The following is a 17,321-nucleotide window of genomic DNA, read 5'->3' as shown; positions in this document are numbered from 1 at the left end:
ATCGGTTTTGGAATTCCCGGTCGCGGACTCCTGCAGAATGGCCTACTGAGGCTGATTGATTGATTTGATCAGGTTTTTGGCAGCCTTGGCGGCTTTTTTAGCTTCGGCTTTCTCGTCGTCGTCGGAGAGGTCGGCTGTGTAATAAAGCAGGCTCCAGTTGCCCTCGTGGTCTTCGACCAGCGCACTCATCGACTCCACCCAGTCGCCTGAGTTCATGTAGATAATACCGTCGAACTCGTGGATGGCTGGCTGGTGAATATGACCGCAAATCACGCCGTCGCAACCGCGGGCGCGCGCCAGTTCGGTCAGCTTCTGTTCGTAGTCAGAGATGTAGCTAACAGCCTGTTTAATCCGCATTTTCACCTGTTGCGAGAGCGAATAGTAGGGTTTACCCTGCCAGGCGCGGTACTGATTGTAAAATTTATTTACCCAGAGCAGGAACGTGTAGCCCAGATCGCCGAGGTAGGCCAGCCACTTCATGTGCGACGTGATTGAGTCGAACACGTCGCCGTGCGTGATGTAGAATCGTTTGCTGCCGGAGGTGAGCAGATAGTCTTTGCGGACAGAGAAATTTTTGCCGACGCGCAGGGGCATTACCTGATCCAGAAAATCGTCGTGGTTGCCGCGCAGGTAGATTACCTTCGTGTCGTAGTGAACGATTTGCTTTAAAACCGTTTTAAAAAAGGCGGTGTGCTTTTTTTTCCAGGTGCCGTACTGCTTGAGCTGCCAGCCGTCAATGATATCGCCGTTCAGGATAAGCTTCTGACACGAGTAGTTGCGCAAAAACTCAGTAGCCTCTCTGGCTTTCGACCCGGTGGTGCCGAGGTGAATGTCGGAGAGTACGATGGTCCGGAACTGCGTACTTGATTTCATGTACGAAGCTACATACCGCGTATGACGTGAAATTTATGGGCGTGTTACCAAATTGCCAACATTAGCGCCTTGTGGGCTATGTTGTTCATATTGACTTAATCGACAGTGTCTTATGGAGAATCCTGTTTTAATTTTTGGGGCCGGAAGCCTGGGCGTAACTGCGCTGGATCTGTTCCAGCGTAACAACGTGGTGGTGTATGGTCTGCTCGACGATAAGAAAGAACTGCACGGCAAAGAGTTCGGCGATGTGTCGGTGCTGGGCGATACCGACGACGACGGATTTCTGAAGCTTATTGGGCAGAAATGCGAAAGTTTTGTGGCAATCGGCGATGGCCGGGTGCGGAAACGGCTGGTGAAAATGCTGAACGACCGGCGGAAGGTGCAGCCGGTCAATGCCATTCATGATACGGCGGTGGTATCGGCCCTGGCTTCGATCGGACACGGTAACCTGATTGCCGCGCGGGCCGTAGTCAATGCCTACAGCGAAGTAGGACAGCACTGCCTGATTCTGGCCGGGGCCATCGTTGACAGTCAGGTCAAGCTGGGCGACTTCGTGCAGCTAGGTGCTGGCAGCGTTATCAACAGTGGCGCAACGGTAGAGGAGGGTGCCTTTATCGGTAGTGGCGTAACCGTCGTGGCGGGCGTAACAATCGGTAAAAACGCCCGAATCGGTGCCGGCTCGGTTGTGGTCGAGAATGTGGAGGCCAACAGCACTGTCTTTGGCAATCCGGCCAAAAAAGTAGGCTAAAAAAAGCAGGGGCTGGCCGTGTCGTTTCCCGACGGGCCAGCCCCTGCTTCAGTTGTATCGGGCCGATTACTCGACGTAGAGCACTTCGTTGGCCAGGAAATCCTGGTACGTGCGTTCGATGCCTTCTTCCAGTTCGGTACGGTGTTTCCAGCCCATGTCGTGCAGCCGCGAAACATCCATCAGCTTGCGGGGCGTACCGTCAGGTTTCTCGGTATTCCAGCGCAGTTCGCCCGCAAAGCCTACCGTTTTCTGTACCAGCTCGGCCAGTTCACGAATTGTAACGTCTTCGCCCGTACCGATATTCACAAACTGCTCGCCATCGTAGGTTTCCATCAGAAACACACAGGCCGCTGCCAGGTCGTCGGCGTGCAGAAACTCGCGCCGGGGCGAGCCACTGCCCCACACTTCTACCACCGGCTGGTTGTTTACTTTGGCCTCGTGGAACTTGCGGATCAAAGCCGGCAGTACGTGCGATCCCTGCAGGTCGTAGTTATCGTTGGGGCCATACAGGTTGGTGGGCATGGCCGAAATAAAATTACAGCCATACTGACTGCGGTAGGCTTCGCAGAGTTTAATACCGGCAATCTTGGCAATCGCGTAGGGCTCGTTGGTCGGTTCCAGAAACCCACTAAGCAGATAATCTTCTTTCAGCGGCTGCTCGGCCAGTTTGGGGTAAATGCAGGACGAGCCCAGAAACAGCAGTTTCGTTACGCCGGAGGTATAAGCACTATGAATGATGTTCGATTCGATCATCAGGTTATCGTACAGAAACTCGGCACGATAGATGTTGTTGGCCAGAATGCCGCCTACTTTCGCAGCCGCCAGAAACACGTAGTCTGGTTTTTCGGTGGCAAAGAAGTCGGCAACCGCCTGCTGGTTGCGCAGATCGAGCTCCGACGAGGTGCGGGTGATAATCGTTTCGTAGCCATCGGCCTGTAACTTGCGCACTAAGGCTGAGCCAACCATGCCCCGGTGACCGGCGACATAAATGCGAGCTTGTTTTTCCACAACAGTTGTCTAGTAGGGTATGCCGCAAGTCCGGCAAACAGGGGTGAATAAAATAATCACGCTCCGGGGAGCGTTGCAAAACTAACAAACTTCGGGTATCAATCGTTGCCGTGCACATGGCCTTACTACCACATCGCTACCTGATAGCCGGGCTTTTACTGGGCCTTTTTATTAACCGAACCAGTTTGGGGCAAACCACTGCGCCAGCCTCACTCACGACCGATGCCAAACCCGCGCTGGCCCCATCGGGGGCCGGTACGTCGTTCCCTACTTCGCTGACTACGCTGGGTCTGCCCAGCATGAGTTCCCTGAAGGAGCAGAAAGACAGCTACGTGGCCGGTGTGACCGATTTGGGCCTTAAACTCAAGCAGCTCAAAAAAGCCAAAACAAGCAAAAAAGCCAAAGCCAAGCTGTCGAAAACCGAATACGAGGGGTTGTCGATGGTGAAGGCCTACACCAAGCTGGGCAGTGGCGATCGGACTATTGTTGAAGAGTTCTACGTGCTCAAAAACAGCGATGCGGCCAAGCCCCTGCCTTACATCCGGGATGTGTACCGGTACTACCAGCGGTCGGGGCGGGTGTCGAGCGCCATCGTCAAAGATGAAGGTACCGGACTGCTGCTACACGGGCCCTATAAACGGTTTCAGAACGGCGATCTCATGGAAGAAGGCTACTACTATGCCGGCATGAAAGATGGCCGCTGGGAGCGCTATGATACGCACTTCATGCTCATCGACAAGGCGCACTGGCTGCGTGGGGTGCCGGCCGAGTCGCAGCTGACGTTCTACGACGACGCGAAAACCAAGATCCGCGAGATTGTTCCGCTGGAGTATGGTAAGGTGAAGGGTACCTACATGGCCTTCCACGAAAACGGGCTGCTGGCCGAAGAAGGCAAATACGACAACGGCGTCAAGATTGGTCGCTGGACCGAGTTTTATCCCATCAGCCCCAGCGGCCGCCGTATGCGCCGGAAGGTGATGCAGTACGGTGCCGACCAGTGGGATACCGAGTTCGAGCCCTATGTGGTGGCCGAGTGGGATGAGAAAGGCAAGGCTACCTACGAGCGCGGGAAAGAAAAAACCGTGGAAGACGACGAAACGGACCGGTAGGCAGCGGCTACTTGAACACGCCTTTGGGGTCGGGTCGCTTGCTCATCAGATCGTTCAGAAAACTAAGGTCGAGCACCGACAGGTCGAGTTCGCGGGCCTGGTGGAAAAATGTCCAGGCTTTTTCATAATCCGTTTTGAGGTAATTCACCAGCGCCAGCTTCTGAAACGAAGCGGCATGCGTTGGCGTGAGGGTAATGATTCGCTGCAGGTGCTGTTCGGCCTGATCGAGATTGTCGCGGTTGTGGTCGTGCTGAAACTGCTTGATCTGTACCGTAGCCAGATCGCCCAGCAACTCGGTGTTCGTATCCGTCACATCGAGGCCCTTCTTCAGCATCCGGATAGCCAGCGGCAGGTCTTCTTTCTGGTACGACACGACCCCCAGCCCCCAGTATGCATCAGGATTACGATCGTTCAATACCCAGGCCAGGTTGAACCGGTAGGCAGCCGTATCGAGTTGCCCATCGGCCACGTAGTCCCAGCCGCGGGCGGCAAAAAACTCACTGGCTTCCGTACGCGTGGCGAAGTTGCGGTCGCAGTCGTTTAGAAAATGAATTTCGGCATCGATCTGGGTGGCTGTTTTCGGACGTTCGCCAAACAGGGGCAGGCTATTGACCGAACCCGACAGGGCCGGCGCCGTATCGGTGCTGACCGACTCGGCTTCTACCTGGGAATGGTCCGACAGGGTTACGGTCTGGCTGGCAACGTGGGCTGTAACCGGCCTTGCCGACGACATTAGCTGCCTGGGTTGAGCAGATGCCAGCAACGGAAACACAGTCAGCAGTAAACCACAGTGTACCAGATTTATCCGAACATTCATACGCGATGGCAAAGCAACGGGAGGTTGTCTGGGTAAAACGAACGAGCTATTGCGGTTAGTACATTCGGTGCCTGTTAGCGTTTGCCGCCCCGGGGCCCCGACCGCTTGGCGCCACCGCTACGCGAACCACCCGGCCGTGCCTGACCAGGCCGGCCGGCCCCTGACCGGCTCCCGCCCGACCGTGTTGAGCCGGCTTTGGCTGGTGTGTCCGATCGATCGGCCATGGGCCGGCTACCCACCTTGCGGGTGCGCTCTTTCAGGCTAGCCTTGCCCGGGGGTAGGTTCTTGGCTTTCTTCTCGTGGAAAGCGCCCATAAACGTGGGGTCGTCTTTCCGGCGCTGTTCATCGATTTCGCGCAGCATCGACTGCTGTTCGTCGAACGGCGTCTCCGTGATCTCGACGCCCTCCGGAATGGGCGTGAAGGGTACCGTCATGCGAATGATACGCTGAATTTTCTGCATGTGGTAATCTTCGGCCATCGTCACAAACGTGATGGCCTCACCGGTTTTGTTGGCCCGGCCCGTCCGGCCAATCCGGTGCACGTAATCCTCGTAGATCAGGGGCACATCGAAATTGATGACGTGACTTACCGACGCTACGTCGATACCACGGGCGGCCACATCGGTCGCGACGAGTACTTTGATGTGCCCTTCTTTAAAGGCTTCCATCGAGTTGATGCGGGTGTTTTGCCCCTTGTTGGCGTGGATAACCCGAATCTGCTTCGGATCGAGCACCTTCCGCGACAGAAACTTATAGATATTTTCGGCCGTGGTCTTGGTTCGGGCGAAGATAATGACCCGCTCGAACGACTGTTGCCGCACCAGCGATTCCAGCAGGTTGATCTTGGTCCGGAAGTTCGGCACTTCGTAAATCACCTGATTTACCATATCGGCCGTAGAGGCCTGGGGCGTCACCTCGACCTTGATAGGGGCTTCCAGAAACTCTGACGAGAGCCGCTCGACGCGTCCGCCAAACGTAGCCGAAAATAGCAGGTTTTGCCGCTTGGTCGGAATTACTTCCAGAATAGAGCGGATTTGCGGCATAAAGCCCATATCCATCATCTTGTCGGCTTCGTCGAGCACCAGCGTCCGGATATCTTTCGTCACCAGTTCGCCCATGCGGTAGAGGTCCATAAACCGGCCGGGGGTAGCAACCAGCAGGTCGACCCCAGCCTGCAGGGCTTCGATCTGCGACTTAGGTCCCAGGCCACCGTATACGGCCACGTGGCGCAGGTCGGTATATTTGGTCAGGTCGGTAACAGCGGCATTGATCTGGATGGCCAGCTCGCGGGTGGGGGCCAGAATGAGCGCACGTGGATTTTTGCCCTGTGCGTATTTGATCTTCATGAGCAGCGGCAGCAGGTAAGCGGCTGTTTTGCCGGTACCGGTCTGGGCAATACCCAACACATCGTGGTTGCCCAGGCTGATCGGAATCGTCTGCTGCTGAATGGGCGTTGGCTCGGTGTAGCCCAGGTCGGCTACGGCATTGAGCAACTGCCGGTTCAGGTCGAACTGCTCGAACGAAGTAATATCCATACTGTAAGTCGTTTGTCGATGGGCGGGCGGGTTGCCAGGGTACTCCTGCCCGCCGGTACAGGGCGGGCAAACGCCCGGCCAGGTGGCTGCAAGGTACGCATAGGCAGCCACTTACGCGGTCTGCCCGGCCGAATTGGCTGGTCGGGACCGCTGCTGACAGACCCATCGGGTAAAGACTAACCGCAATCGGACCTAAAACGGTTTCAAAATGCGTTCCACACCGCTCACATAACCCGACCCAAACAGGTTGACATGCACCAGCAGGGGATAGAGGTTATAGATCGGTACCCGCTGCTCAAAGCCGGCTTCGAGCGGGAAGGCTTCATCGTACGCATCGTAGAACCGGTGGTCGAAACCGCCAAACAACCGCGTATGGGCCAGATCGGCTTCCCGAAAGCCGTAGTAAACCGCCGGGTCGATGAGGGCTGGCCGTCCGTCGGCGGTAACCATCACATTGCCCGACCATAAATCGCCGTGCAGCAGCGCCGGCCGCTCGTTGGGCAGCAGATCGGGCAGCCGGTCGCGCAGCCGGAACAGCGATTCGTAGACTGGTTTGCTTAGCAGTCCGTTATAAAAAGCCTGTCCGGCCTGCGGCAGCAGCCGATTGTCGAAGAAAAAGGTAAGCCCGTGGGCTTGTCGGGCGTTGTTCTGGGGCAGCGACCCGATGTAGTTGTTGAACGAAAGACCAAACTGGGGTTGGGTGTGCGAATGAATTTCGGCCAGTGCCTGCCCGAGTTTCTCCCAGTAAGTAGCCAGGGGTTTGCCCGGATCGATATAATTTAGAATCAGGTACGATTTATCCTGCTGATGACCATAGCCAATGACCTCTGGAATCGCCAGTGCATCGGTATGGCGCAGCAACTCAAGCCCTCGGGCTTCGACCGCAAACATGTCGCCGGGGTCGGCGTGATTCCATTTAATGAAAAAGACGCCTTCCGAGGAACTGACCTGCGCGGCAATGTTAATGTCGCCCCCGGCCAGAAACTGGGTGTCCAGCACATCGACGGGCCGGCCAAGGGCTTTAAACAGAATATGTTCAAAAAATGAGAACTGATCGTCTCCCCAAAAATCCATAGGAACCAGATTAGGATCAGCGATTGCACAACCGGCAATCGCCGGAAAAAAAATACTTTTGCAGCGTAACCCCGCCTATGAATCCTTACCTCCAACGCCTGTACGATCTGGCCCGGCAGCCAAGCCGCCGAATTGTCGGGCTGATGTCGGGCACATCGCTCGATGGCCTCGACGTGGCCCTGTGTCGGATTTCAGGCCATGGCCCTGATACTTTCGTAACGCTCGAACGGTTTGCAACCGTGCCTTACGACGCTGCATTTAAAGCCCGTGTCCGAACCATCTTCGCTAAACACGAAATCGAATTCGAGTTGCTTTGTTTACTCAACCCCTACATTGGCCGGCTTCACGGGCAGCTTGTGCTCGATTGTCTGCAGGCCTGGGAAGTTGATCCGGCAACGGTCGATGTGGTGGCGAGTCATGGCCAGACGGTATATCATGCCCCCAGGCGGCAGCATAACCGAGCCGATTATCCGGGGGGGACACTCCAGATTGGCGATGGCGACCATGTGGCCGTTACGAGTGGTATCATCACCCTGAGCGATTTCCGCCAGAAGCACGTAGCCGCCGGAGGGGAAGGAGCCCCGCTGGCGGTCTATGGCGATTACTTTATGTTTTCGAAGGCGGGCGAAAACCGGCTGCTCCTTAACATGGGGGGAATTGCCAACTTCACGTACCTGCCGGCCAGTCAGGATGCGGGGGCGGTGTTTACGACCGATACCGGGCCGGGCAACACGCTGCTCGATGCCTGCGCCCGGCAATACCTCAGCCAGCCTTATGACCAGGATGGACGACTGGCCGCCAGCGGTCGCGTCAGTTCAGCGTTGTTGCAGGCCTTGCTCGATCATCCGTTTTTTGCCGCCACCTTCCCCAAAACAACCGGGCCGGAAGTATTTAACCCCGACTATGTTGCCGCAGCACAGGCCCGCAGCCAGACAGAAGCACTCGCTCCCGCCGATCTGATGGCCACTCTTGTGCAGTTCAGTGCCGATACGATTGCGTCGGCCATCCGGCGCGTCATGCAGCCCGGCGAGCATTACCATGTCTACATGAGCGGTGGTGGCATGCATAACCCTGTTCTGACAGGTGCCATCCGGCAACAGCTACCCGGCTGCACGTTCAACCGAACCGACGAATTGGGTATCAGTGGTGATGCCAAGGAGGCTGTGCTGTTTGCCGTGCTGGCCAACGAATGCCTGGCGGGCGGCACCACGTCGTTTGGCGCGCGCGAAGGCGTACCGACCGTGCGGATGGGTAAGATCAGCCTGCCTGGCTGACACACACGCACGGGGAATCTCCGGAGCCGATTGGCAGATGCCTGGCAGAAAAGCTAACTTTTTGGCCGGAACACCTTCATTTTAGTTTCGTCGGTCGTGATAAACGGGCCTCCGATGAGGTCGATGCAGTAAGGTATAGCCGGAAACACAACCGACAGGCACTGGCCGATCGCGGTTGGTTTGCCGGGCAGGTTCAGCAGCAGGGTCTGGTTGCGAATGCCGGCCGTTTGCCGCGACAGAATAGCCGTTGGCACATACTTCAAACTTTCCTGGCGCATCAGTTCACCGAAGCCGGGCAGCATTTTCTGGCAGACGGCTTCAGTAGCTTCGGGCGTCACGTCGCGCAGGGCGGGGCCGGTACCACCCGTGGTTACCACCAGACAGCACCCTTCGGTATCGGCCAGTTCGATCATGGTGGCCTCCAGCTGATCCTGCTCGTCGGGGATAACGCGGTAAACGGGTTCCCAGGGCGAGGTAAGCCAGTCGGTCAGGAACGAAACCACCGCCTTGCCGGGAATGTCTTCGTAAACCCCCGCACTGGCGCGGTCCGAAACGTTGATAATGCCGATACGAATCATTGGGTCGGTATACGGTTTACAGGATTCAGTAGCCAGTTTACGGCGGCAGCAGCCCGGCTGCGCGATAGCCACCCTAAACCGGAAACCGGATACTGAAAACGTTATTTAAGGTTTCTTGCGCTTCAGCGCGAGGTCGTGGGCGGTGTCGTAGTAGGAGCGAAGGCTGCTCCAGTCGAAAATTTCGGCGATGTTCTCGACCCGGTTGCGTTGTTGAATCCGGTCGCGCTGACTCATCTTTACAAAACGGTACAGCATATCGGCCAGCTGATCGGCGGCTTCGTTGAACGAGTTAGTTCGCCGGTTGACGACGTAAATGCCCCGGTTCTCATAGTCGCGCATGATCTGCATGATGAAGTCGCCGAAGCCCGACTGGTCGCTCGTGACAGTCGGAATGCCGCGCACCACGCACTCCAGTGGGGTGTAGCCCCAGGGTTCGTAATAGCTCGGAAACACGCCCAGGTGGCAACCCCGCACAAACTGACTGTAGTCGAGGCCGAACAGAGGGTTGGTCGAGGCAATGAAGTCGGGGTGGTAAACGATCTTGACCCGGTCCGATTCGTTGTTGACCAGATTGGCCTGCCGGATAAACCGCGTCATGTCGTCTTCCTGCACCAGGTTGTGGGTCACAAACGGCGGTAGCTTCTTGGTTTTCCAGCTCTGTACCGTCCGCCGGAGCCGCAGCCGCCAGTATTCGTCGATAAAGGTACTGAGGTCCGGAATCTTGGTGTCGACGTTGGAGGCCGCTGCCAGAAAGAGCCGTTCGCCCACCTGCTTTTCAATGCTTTCGCAGGTTTCACGGATTTCGTCGAGCAGGGCGCGCGAGTGCAGTACTTCCGGATTGATCGACGTGTAAGGCTGCCGCGTTACCATGAACATAACGATAGTCATATCCATCTCCTCTACCTTCATGCGGTAATTGAGCCGGGCGAGGGCTTCCAGCGTCAGGTCGTAGCCTTTGTTGGAAAACTCGAACCGGCCCGAGGTAAAGAAGTAAAGCGTTTTGTTGAGGTCGAACGAATAGCTCTGGAAGAAGTGGCCCATGATGAACTCATGGATCTTCTCCTTGTAGCGCACGTGCAGGTTCTGAAACTCGTGGGTAGCCGCAAAGCGGGTGATATTGAGGCCGTTGGGCAGCACGAGGTCGGGGTTGCGCCCGAGAAACACTTCGCACTCGCGGGCTGTCACATCACTGACAGTGGTGAAAACGTGGGCCTGCTGCGCCGACAGCCGTTCGATGGTGGCCTGCGTTTCAATGCCGTAGTGCCGGGCTTCGCGCAGCCAGTCGTAGAACGGGAGTTTACCGTAGAAGCCGGCTTCGTTCTGCGCCAGATAGCGCCCCAGCATGGTGGCGTGGGTGGTAAAAACCGTGGCTACCTTCACATTGTCGCGACGCAGGTCGGGCAGGCCCGTACTGGCCATCCACTCGTGGAAGTGCGCCACAAAATCGACCCGGCGGGCGTGGTTCTCAGCCAGCAGCGTCAGAAACTGCCGGACCATTTCGCCAAAAATAATGGTCTGATTTACCAGGTCTTCGACGTTGAGGGTCGTGAGCTGGTGGTTTTCCCAGAGCTTGGCCTTGATGTAGTTGAGCTGATCGGTACTGACACTGGAAATATCGAATAGCACCACGCGCGGGCGGCCCGTGATGAGCCAGTAGCCGTATTCGACCCGGTAACCCATCTGGCGCATCTTGCTGACCGTTTGCCCGATCTCGGTTTCGTCCGAATCGGTAATCGGTTCAAATTCAGACGCTGCCCGCTGGGCAAAATACGGGCCCAGGGCCACGTAATTATCGTCCCACTTCTCGACCATGGCCGGCACTTTCGACCGAATGACCGTGTAAATACCGCCTACCTGGTTGCAGACCTCCCAGGCAACTTCAAGCAGTAGTTTGCGCTTCGAGGTTGAAAAAATGGATTCCAAAATTAGTCGCTGTGGTTTTGGGTGTATGTGCGGATCAATCCTGATTCATGCGGAGCAAAGGTCGGGCTGCCGCCTAACCGAAACCAGAAACCGACTTCTATTTTAAATAAGATTTGGCTTCGACCACCTGCGTATCCTGACCTCGGGTCAGTGTGTAGTTGAAACCCGGCTGAATGCTATAGGCACCCATCTCGCCCTGTTTGTTCACGGCAATAAAGCCAACCTGTACGTCTTTATAATCCTGCTTCTTCACAATTCGCAGAGCCGCTTCTTCACAGGCCTGCTGGGGCGTGCGACCCTGCCGCATCAGCTCGACCACCAGAAACGAGCCGCAGGTGCGCATGACCAGTTCACCCAGCCCCGTGGCGCAGGCTCCGCCAATTTCATTATCGACAAACAGGCCGGCCCCGATAATGGGCGAGTCGCCCACGCGGCCGTTCATTTTGTAAGCCAGCCCGCTGGTGGTGCAGGCCCCCGAAATATTACCCGCAGCGTCGATCGACAGCATGCCGATGGTGTCGTGCCGTTCGATGTTGACGATGGGCTTGTATTTGGCCGTCTTAAGCCAGTTTTGCCAGGCTGCTTTCGAGCCCGGCGTAAGCAGGTTCTGTTTCTTGAATCCCTGGTCGAGCGCAAACTTCAGGGCACCTTCGCCACTGAGCATGACGTGGGGCGTTTTTTCCATCACGGCCCGGGCCACCGAAATGGCGTGCATGATGTGCTCGAGGTAGGTGACGGAGCCAGCATTGCCTTTCTCGTCCATGATGCAGGCATCGAGCGTTACGCGGCCATCCCGGTCGGGCAGACCACCGTAGCCAACACTGGTATCGTTGGGGTCGGCTTCGGGTACGCGAACCCCGGCTTCGACAGCGTCGAGGGCGGTACCACCTTTGGTAAGGGCCGCCAGGGCAGCCGCATTGGCCTTGGGTTGTTTCCAGGTAGAGAGAACAAGGGGGCCGGCCGGGGCCGTAGCCCGGGGTGTTTTAGCGGCACCGAACGCCAGCGACGGGAATAGGCCTGCCAGTGGCCCCAGGCGTAAAAAAAGTCGTCTGTTGAGCATGAATTGAGGGTTACGGCCCAAATTAAGGGAATAAACAGTTGGCATTTGCTACTTTTAACCGATTTATTCATTGCAGTTCATGGCGGATTTAGACAAGCACATTTTGCTGATGGAAGGCCCCGATTCCAAGGGCCTGATTTACCACGTAACGGGCGTTTTGTTTCGGCATAACCTCAACATCATCCATAACGATGAGTACGTAAGCCCGGCGGGCCGGTTCTTCATGCGAACGGAGTTCGAGGGAAGCTTCGACGACAAGGCGCTGCTGGATGAGCTGAAAACGGCCCTGCCGCCTGCTATCGATGCCTCGGCCATCCGGTTTCGGCTCAATCCCAAACGGAAGAAAAACATTGTGGTGCTGGTTACGAAAGAGCACCACTGCCTGGCCGAACTGCTGGTTCGCTATGCGTTCGACGAACTCGATGCCGACATTCTGGCTGTGGTGAGTAACTACAGCACGCTGCAGCCGCTGGTCAGCAAATTTGGCATTCCGTTCCACCACGTAGCCCACGAAGGCAAGACCCGCGAGGAGCATGAAGACGCCATTCTGCGCACGCTGGCCATCTATGAACCCGAATACCTGGTACTGGCCAAATACATGCGGGTACTGACTCCCGGCTTTGTCGATCGGTACCCCAATCGTATTGTCAACATCCACCATTCGTTTCTGCCGGCCTTCGTGGGGGCCAACCCCTACCGACAGGCCTACGAGCGGGGGGTGAAGATCATCGGGGCTACCGCTCACTTTGTCAACAACGATCTCGACGAGGGGCCCATCATTGCGCAGGATGTGAAGGAGGTGAACCACCGGCAGCTGGCGCAGGACATGGCCATGGAAGGGCGCGACGTTGAAAAAATCGTTTTGTCGCAGGCGCTTAAACTGGTGTTCAACGACCGCGTATTTATTGCCGGCAACCGTGCCATTGTGCTGTAGGCGGGAGTAGGGTAATCCAGGGTAATTGTAGAATAATGTCCCGAAATTTCCCTAAATCCTTATCTTTCGACTCCAAATCGGTCAAATGAGCGAAAATTAATTTACTTGTATCTATACCCTTAACATGCAACAACTTCAGGCGCTGGACTACACAGTCTTTTTCTTTTACTTTATTATCGTTGCGGCCTACGGTATCTGGATTTACAGGCGGAAGAAAACCGCCCAAATGTCGACCAAGGATTTCTTCCTGGCGGAGGGTTCACTGACCTGGTGGGCTATCGGTTCATCGCTGATTGCATCAAACATTTCGGCCGAGCAGTTTATCGGCACCTCGGGTGATGGATTTGCCATGGGGCTGGCCATTGCGACCTACGAATGGATGGCGGCAGCCACGCTGATCGTGGTGGCTGTTTTCTTCATGCCCATCTATCTCAAGAACCGCATCTTCACGATGCCCCAGTTCCTGACCCAGCGCTACAACAATACTGTGGCCATGATCATGGCCATTTTCTGGCTGTTTCTCTACATCCTGGTCAACCTGACATCGATTCTGTTCCTGGGTGCCCTGGCCGTATCGACCATTTCGGGTCTGAACTTCACGGTATGTATGATCGGCCTGGCGGTTTTCGCCGTTATCATCACCATCGGCGGGATGAAAGTAATCGGCTTCACCGACGTCATTCAGGTGTTCTTCCTGATTCTGGGCGGACTGGCCACGACGTATCTGGCTGTTAACCTGGTGTCGACCCAGAGCGGTACGGAAGGTATTGCCAACGGCATGCACATCATGCTGACCCAGTCGGCCGATCACTTCCACATGATTTTCCCCAAAGGCCACCCATTCTATGCATCGCTGCCGGGCCTGACCGTGCTGTTCGGCGGGATGTGGATTGTAAACCTGAACTACTGGGGCTGTAATCAGTATATCACCCAGCGGGCGCTCGGTGCCGATCTGAAGACGGCCCGGGAGGGTATTCTGTTTGCCGCTTTCCTGAAGCTGGTCATGCCGATCATCGTGGTTATTCCGGGTATTGCAGCCTACACGCTTTACCAGAAAGGGCTGTTCCACGCCGAAATGCTCGACGCTACCGGCGAGGTAAACAAAGACCACGCGTATCCTGTACTGCTCAATCTGCTGCCGACCGGTCTGAAAGGGCTGTCGTTTGCGGCTCTGACGGCGGCCGTGGTAGCCTCGCTGGCCGGTAAAGCCAACTCGATATCGACCATTTTCACGCTCGATATCTACAAGAAATACATTGCGCCCGAAGCCAGCGAAGAAAAACTGGTACTGACCGGCCGGATCACGATCTGGGTCGCCATGATTCTGGCTATTCTGATTTCGCCGTTCATGGGCATCGACAAGAAGGGTGGTTTCCAGTTCATTCAGGAAATGACGGGTCTGGTATCGCCGGGCGTATTTGCGGCCTTTATCATGGGCTTCTTCTGGAAAAAGACCAACTCGTCGGGCGCCCTGTTTGCGATTGTCGGTGGCTTCCTGCTGTCGTTGTTCTTCAAATACCTGCTACCCGGTCTGGTCGACCTGTCGTTCCTGGCGCCCTACGGATTTGCCGTAGCGGGCGAAGGCGGAGTATATACCATTCCGTTCCTCGACACGATGGGCTTCGTATTTGTGATCTGCGTGGTGGTGATGTTTATTCTCGGCCTGCAGAAACCCAGCACGCGCGGGCTGGAAATCGACGCGAGCATGTTTAAAGTAGCGCCATCCTTTGCCATCGGCGCGGCTGTGATCCTGACGATTGTAACGGCGCTGTATGCTTACTTCTGGTAGGTAGTTAACCCGACCACCTGCGCAATGGCGTCGGCACTGGCTTCGATACGTTCGTATTCGCCCAGTACAGCCGACGCCATTGTTATGTTGGGCCGGCGGTAAATCATGCCACTGGGCTGCGCTGATTTGCCACTCAGGTGCAGGGCATCGACGCCCGTCTGCGCCAGCTGGGCTGCGTTTTGTGCCGATACGCCTACGCCCGCCATAATTTCGATACGTCCGGCAGCCTGCGTTGCCAGTTGCTGCAGCACAGCGGCACCGGTCAGAGCCGAGGGGTGTTGCCCCGAGGTCAGAATCCGGGCACAGCCCGTGCGGATTACCGCTTCGAGGGCTTCCGGCGCGTCGCGGGTCATGTCGAAAGCACGGTGGAAGGTAACCGGCAGCGGATGGGCCAGAGCAACCAGTTCGCGGGTGGCTTCTTCGTCGACGGTACCGTCGGGGCGCAGCAGACCCAGCACCACGCCATCGGCCCCGGCGTGTTTGGCTGCTTCGATATCGGCGCGCATCACCGCGCGTTCGGTATCTGAATAAAGAAAGTCGCCCCCGCGCGGCCGAATCATCACGTAGAGCGCAATGGTCAGGTGCTGGCGGACCAGCTGAATCAGGCCCGCGCTGGGTGTCGTACCGCCTTCGCTCAGGCCGCCACACAGCTCGACCCGATGGGCACCGGCCTGCTGCGCCACCAGGCACGAATTGAACGAATAGGCACAAACTTCGATTGTCATAAGCAAGTCGGATCAGAATGAGCCGGCAAGTTACGCGCCGAACCCCGCTCCAGGCCACTACACGGCCTGTATGACTAAAAAAGTGCGACCGAATTGGGCAATTTTTTGCTATTTGACAATTAAACCGGGCAGACGAAAACAAAGCTGAGTATCGTTGGTTAATCGCCTAACTCCCATGGTGGGTACGTCCGCAAACATTATGTAGAGGGGAGGTTCCGGATACGCAGTTTTTTATACTTTTGCACCCTCATTGAAAAACAGTCACGCTTTACTTAAGACACACTATGTACTGGACACTCGAACTAGCTTCCTATCTCGAAGATGCCCCCTGGCCAGCCACGAAAGACGAACTCATTGATTATTCGATTCGCTCCGGTGCTCCGCTGGAGGTTGTTGAGAATCTGCAGGAACTTGAGGACGATGGTCAGCCTTATGAAAGCATCGAAGAAATCTGGCCTGACTATCCAACCAAGGATGATTTCTTCTTCAACGAAGACGAATATTAGGCCGTTGACGGCCCCTGACGGGTCGGCTTACGGTATGGCATAAAAAAAGCGTGGCTCCTTCGGAACGCCACGCTTTTTTTATGCCCGCAGATAACGAGTCAGGCCTCACTGAAGTCGAGGTCATTGCCATAGGTTTCGGGCAGGCGGGCCAGCGACCAGAAGGCCAGCAGGAAACACACGGCGCCGATCAGGGCACCGGCCGGCAGTATGCCCAGCGTGGGTTTCAGCGCCTGAAAGACCGGGATACTCAGCAGCGTGGTGGCCCGCACATTATTGGCTACCGATGTGGTCGCCGTAGCGCGCAGGTTGGTGCCAAAACTCTCGGCCGTAACGGTGAGAAACAGGGCGATGTAGCCAATGCCGAAACCCATGCCTACGCAGATGGCGTAGAAGCCGGTAGCCGTCGACAGGCTACCGGTCAGGTAAATAGCCACAAACACGAGCGTCAGGCCCATCATGAGCCCGATGGCTTTCCGGCGCGCGTGCAAGAGCTGACTGAAGGGGCCCGACAGCAGGTCGCCCGCTACCATGCCCACGTAGGTAAACATCACGCTGCGGCCGGGCTGAATGGGTTCGGCAATGCCCATGGCCTTGCCAAACTCGTTGCCGAAGGTGGCCAGAATGCCAATGACGAAGTAAGTGGGTAGCGAAATGCCCATGCACTGCAGGTAGCGCCAGAACCGGGCCCGCTGCTGAAACAGGGCCAGAAAGTTGCCCCGGCGCACGGCTGTTTGCTGCACCTGCCTGAACAGCCCCGACTCCAGCACCGTTACCCGCAGGGCCAGGAGCCCCAGCCCCAGTCCGCCACCCACAAAATAGGTAGTTCGCCAGTTAAACAGCGACACGGTGAAGTAAGCCACCACCGCTCCCAGCAACCCGATGCCGGCTACGAGCGAGGAGCCATAGCCCCGCAGCTGTCTGGGCAGAATTTCGCTGACCAGCGTGATGCCAGCCCCCAGCTCGCCGGCCAGTCCCAGCCCTGCCACGAATCGAAGTATGGCGTATACGGTTGGGGTCTGCACGAAACCACAGGCAATGTTGGCCAGCGAATAGGTAATGATGGAGCCAAACAGTACCGACAGCCGGCCGCGCTTATCGCCCATGATACCCCACAGGATACCACCCAGCAATAACCCCGCCTGCTGATAATTCAGAATTCGGCCCCCTTCCAGCGATATCGCGGCTTCGCTCAGACCCAGATCGTTCAGACTCGGCACCCGCACGATGTTGAACAAGAGCAGGTCATACACATCGACAAAGTAACCCAGCGCGGCCACCACCACGGGCAGCGAAAACAACGGGCGGAACGAAACGGATGTCGGGGCGGGGGCAGTGGGCATGGCGTGAGGAAGGTATATGCCGGCAAAG

General features: G+C 56.6%; 16 protein-coding genes. 6 read left to right on the top strand and 10 right to left on the bottom strand.

Translation table 11 applies throughout. The annotated features are described in order from the left end of the window. Positions 1-42: 42 nt before the first annotated feature. On the bottom strand, positions 43-873 hold the full coding sequence (locus tag ACYVAC_RS22320; RefSeq protein WP_461100039.1) for a UDP-2,3-diacylglucosamine diphosphatase: 831 nt from the start codon (positions 871-873) through the stop codon (positions 43-45). A gap of 112 nt (positions 874-985) precedes the next feature. On the opposite strand from ACYVAC_RS22320, the gene ACYVAC_RS22315 reads away from it, so the two are divergent. Beyond that, positions 986-1,621, top strand: a complete 636-nt coding sequence (locus ACYVAC_RS22315) for an acetyltransferase (protein WP_461100038.1) — start codon at positions 986-988, stop codon at positions 1,619-1,621. Between the two features lie 66 nt (positions 1,622-1,687). On the opposite strand, the gene fcl is transcribed toward ACYVAC_RS22315, so the two are convergent. After that, the gene (fcl, locus tag ACYVAC_RS22310; protein ID WP_461100037.1) at positions 1,688-2,629 is read right to left on the bottom strand and encodes a GDP-L-fucose synthase; all 942 of its coding nucleotides are present in this window, start codon (positions 2,627-2,629) and stop codon (positions 1,688-1,690) included. 116 nt (positions 2,630-2,745) lie between these two features. Between fcl and ACYVAC_RS22305 the strand changes: the two genes are divergently transcribed. Further along, complete coding sequence (locus tag ACYVAC_RS22305) at positions 2,746-3,738, top strand: toxin-antitoxin system YwqK family antitoxin (protein ID WP_461100036.1); 993 nt, start codon at positions 2,746-2,748, stop codon at positions 3,736-3,738. A 7-nt stretch (positions 3,739-3,745) separates the two neighbouring features. Here the strand turns inward: ACYVAC_RS22305 and ACYVAC_RS22300 are convergent, their stop codons facing one another. The 3 genes from ACYVAC_RS22300 to ACYVAC_RS22290 form a co-directional block, all read right to left on the bottom strand. Then, the gene (locus ACYVAC_RS22300; protein WP_461100035.1) at positions 3,746-4,471 is read right to left on the bottom strand and encodes a tetratricopeptide repeat protein; all 726 of its coding nucleotides are present in this window, start codon (positions 4,469-4,471) and stop codon (positions 3,746-3,748) included. A gap of 158 nt (positions 4,472-4,629) precedes the next feature. Next, entirely contained in the window at positions 4,630-6,090 is a 1,461-nt protein-coding gene (locus ACYVAC_RS22295) for a DEAD/DEAH box helicase (RefSeq protein ID WP_461100034.1), read from the bottom strand. A 192-nt stretch (positions 6,091-6,282) separates the two neighbouring features. After that, a complete protein-coding gene (locus tag ACYVAC_RS22290; RefSeq protein ID WP_461100033.1) occupies positions 6,283-7,164 on the bottom strand; it encodes a fructosamine kinase family protein in 882 nt (293 codons plus the stop codon). Positions 7,165-7,241: 77 nt separating this feature from the next. Between ACYVAC_RS22290 and ACYVAC_RS22285 the strand changes: the two genes are divergently transcribed. Then, on the top strand, positions 7,242-8,438 hold the full coding sequence (locus ACYVAC_RS22285) for an anhydro-N-acetylmuramic acid kinase (RefSeq protein WP_461100032.1): 1,197 nt from the start codon (positions 7,242-7,244) through the stop codon (positions 8,436-8,438). A gap of 53 nt (positions 8,439-8,491) precedes the next feature. Here ACYVAC_RS22285 and mog read toward each other — a convergent pair whose 3' ends face one another. The 3 genes from mog to ACYVAC_RS22270 all read right to left on the bottom strand — a co-directional run bounded on the left by mog (position 8,492) and on the right by ACYVAC_RS22270 (position 11,999). After that, on the bottom strand, positions 8,492-9,016 hold the full coding sequence (mog, locus tag ACYVAC_RS22280; RefSeq protein WP_461100031.1) for a molybdopterin adenylyltransferase: 525 nt from the start codon (positions 9,014-9,016) through the stop codon (positions 8,492-8,494). 105 nt (positions 9,017-9,121) lie between these two features. Further along, entirely contained in the window at positions 9,122-10,939 is a 1,818-nt protein-coding gene (locus tag ACYVAC_RS22275; protein ID WP_461100030.1) for a glycosyltransferase, read from the bottom strand. A 97-nt stretch (positions 10,940-11,036) separates the two neighbouring features. Beyond that, positions 11,037-11,999 (bottom strand): isoaspartyl peptidase/L-asparaginase family protein, encoded by a 963-nt coding sequence (locus ACYVAC_RS22270; protein ID WP_461100028.1) that lies wholly within the window; start codon positions 11,997-11,999, stop codon positions 11,037-11,039. 79 nt (positions 12,000-12,078) lie between these two features. Between ACYVAC_RS22270 and purU the strand changes: the two genes are divergently transcribed. Both purU and ACYVAC_RS22260 read left to right on the top strand, forming a co-directional pair. Further along, positions 12,079-12,933, top strand: coding sequence for a formyltetrahydrofolate deformylase (gene purU / locus ACYVAC_RS22265; protein WP_461100027.1), 855 nt, complete (start codon positions 12,079-12,081; stop codon positions 12,931-12,933). 124 nt (positions 12,934-13,057) lie between these two features. Continuing rightward, entirely contained in the window at positions 13,058-14,722 is a 1,665-nt protein-coding gene (locus ACYVAC_RS22260) for a sodium:solute symporter family transporter (RefSeq protein ID WP_461100026.1), read from the top strand. On the opposite strand, the gene ACYVAC_RS22255 is transcribed toward ACYVAC_RS22260, so the two are convergent. After that, a complete protein-coding gene (locus tag ACYVAC_RS22255) occupies positions 14,710-15,447 on the bottom strand; it encodes a copper homeostasis protein CutC (protein ID WP_461100025.1) in 738 nt (245 codons plus the stop codon). The genes ACYVAC_RS22260 and ACYVAC_RS22255 overlap by 13 nt on opposite strands. Positions 15,448-15,731: 284 nt before the next feature. On the opposite strand from ACYVAC_RS22255, the gene ACYVAC_RS22250 reads away from it, so the two are divergent. Continuing rightward, complete coding sequence (locus ACYVAC_RS22250) at positions 15,732-15,953, top strand: DUF2795 domain-containing protein (RefSeq protein WP_009284883.1); 222 nt, start codon at positions 15,732-15,734, stop codon at positions 15,951-15,953. Positions 15,954-16,051: 98 nt separating this feature from the next. Here the strand turns inward: ACYVAC_RS22250 and ACYVAC_RS22245 are convergent, their stop codons facing one another. After that, complete coding sequence (locus tag ACYVAC_RS22245; RefSeq protein WP_461100024.1) at positions 16,052-17,293, bottom strand: MFS transporter; 1,242 nt, start codon at positions 17,291-17,293, stop codon at positions 16,052-16,054. Between the last annotated feature and the right edge of the window lie 28 nt (positions 17,294-17,321).

It is taken from the genome of Spirosoma luteolum, assembly GCF_054778875.1.
This window is presented reverse-complemented; position numbering and strand designations above follow the sequence as displayed.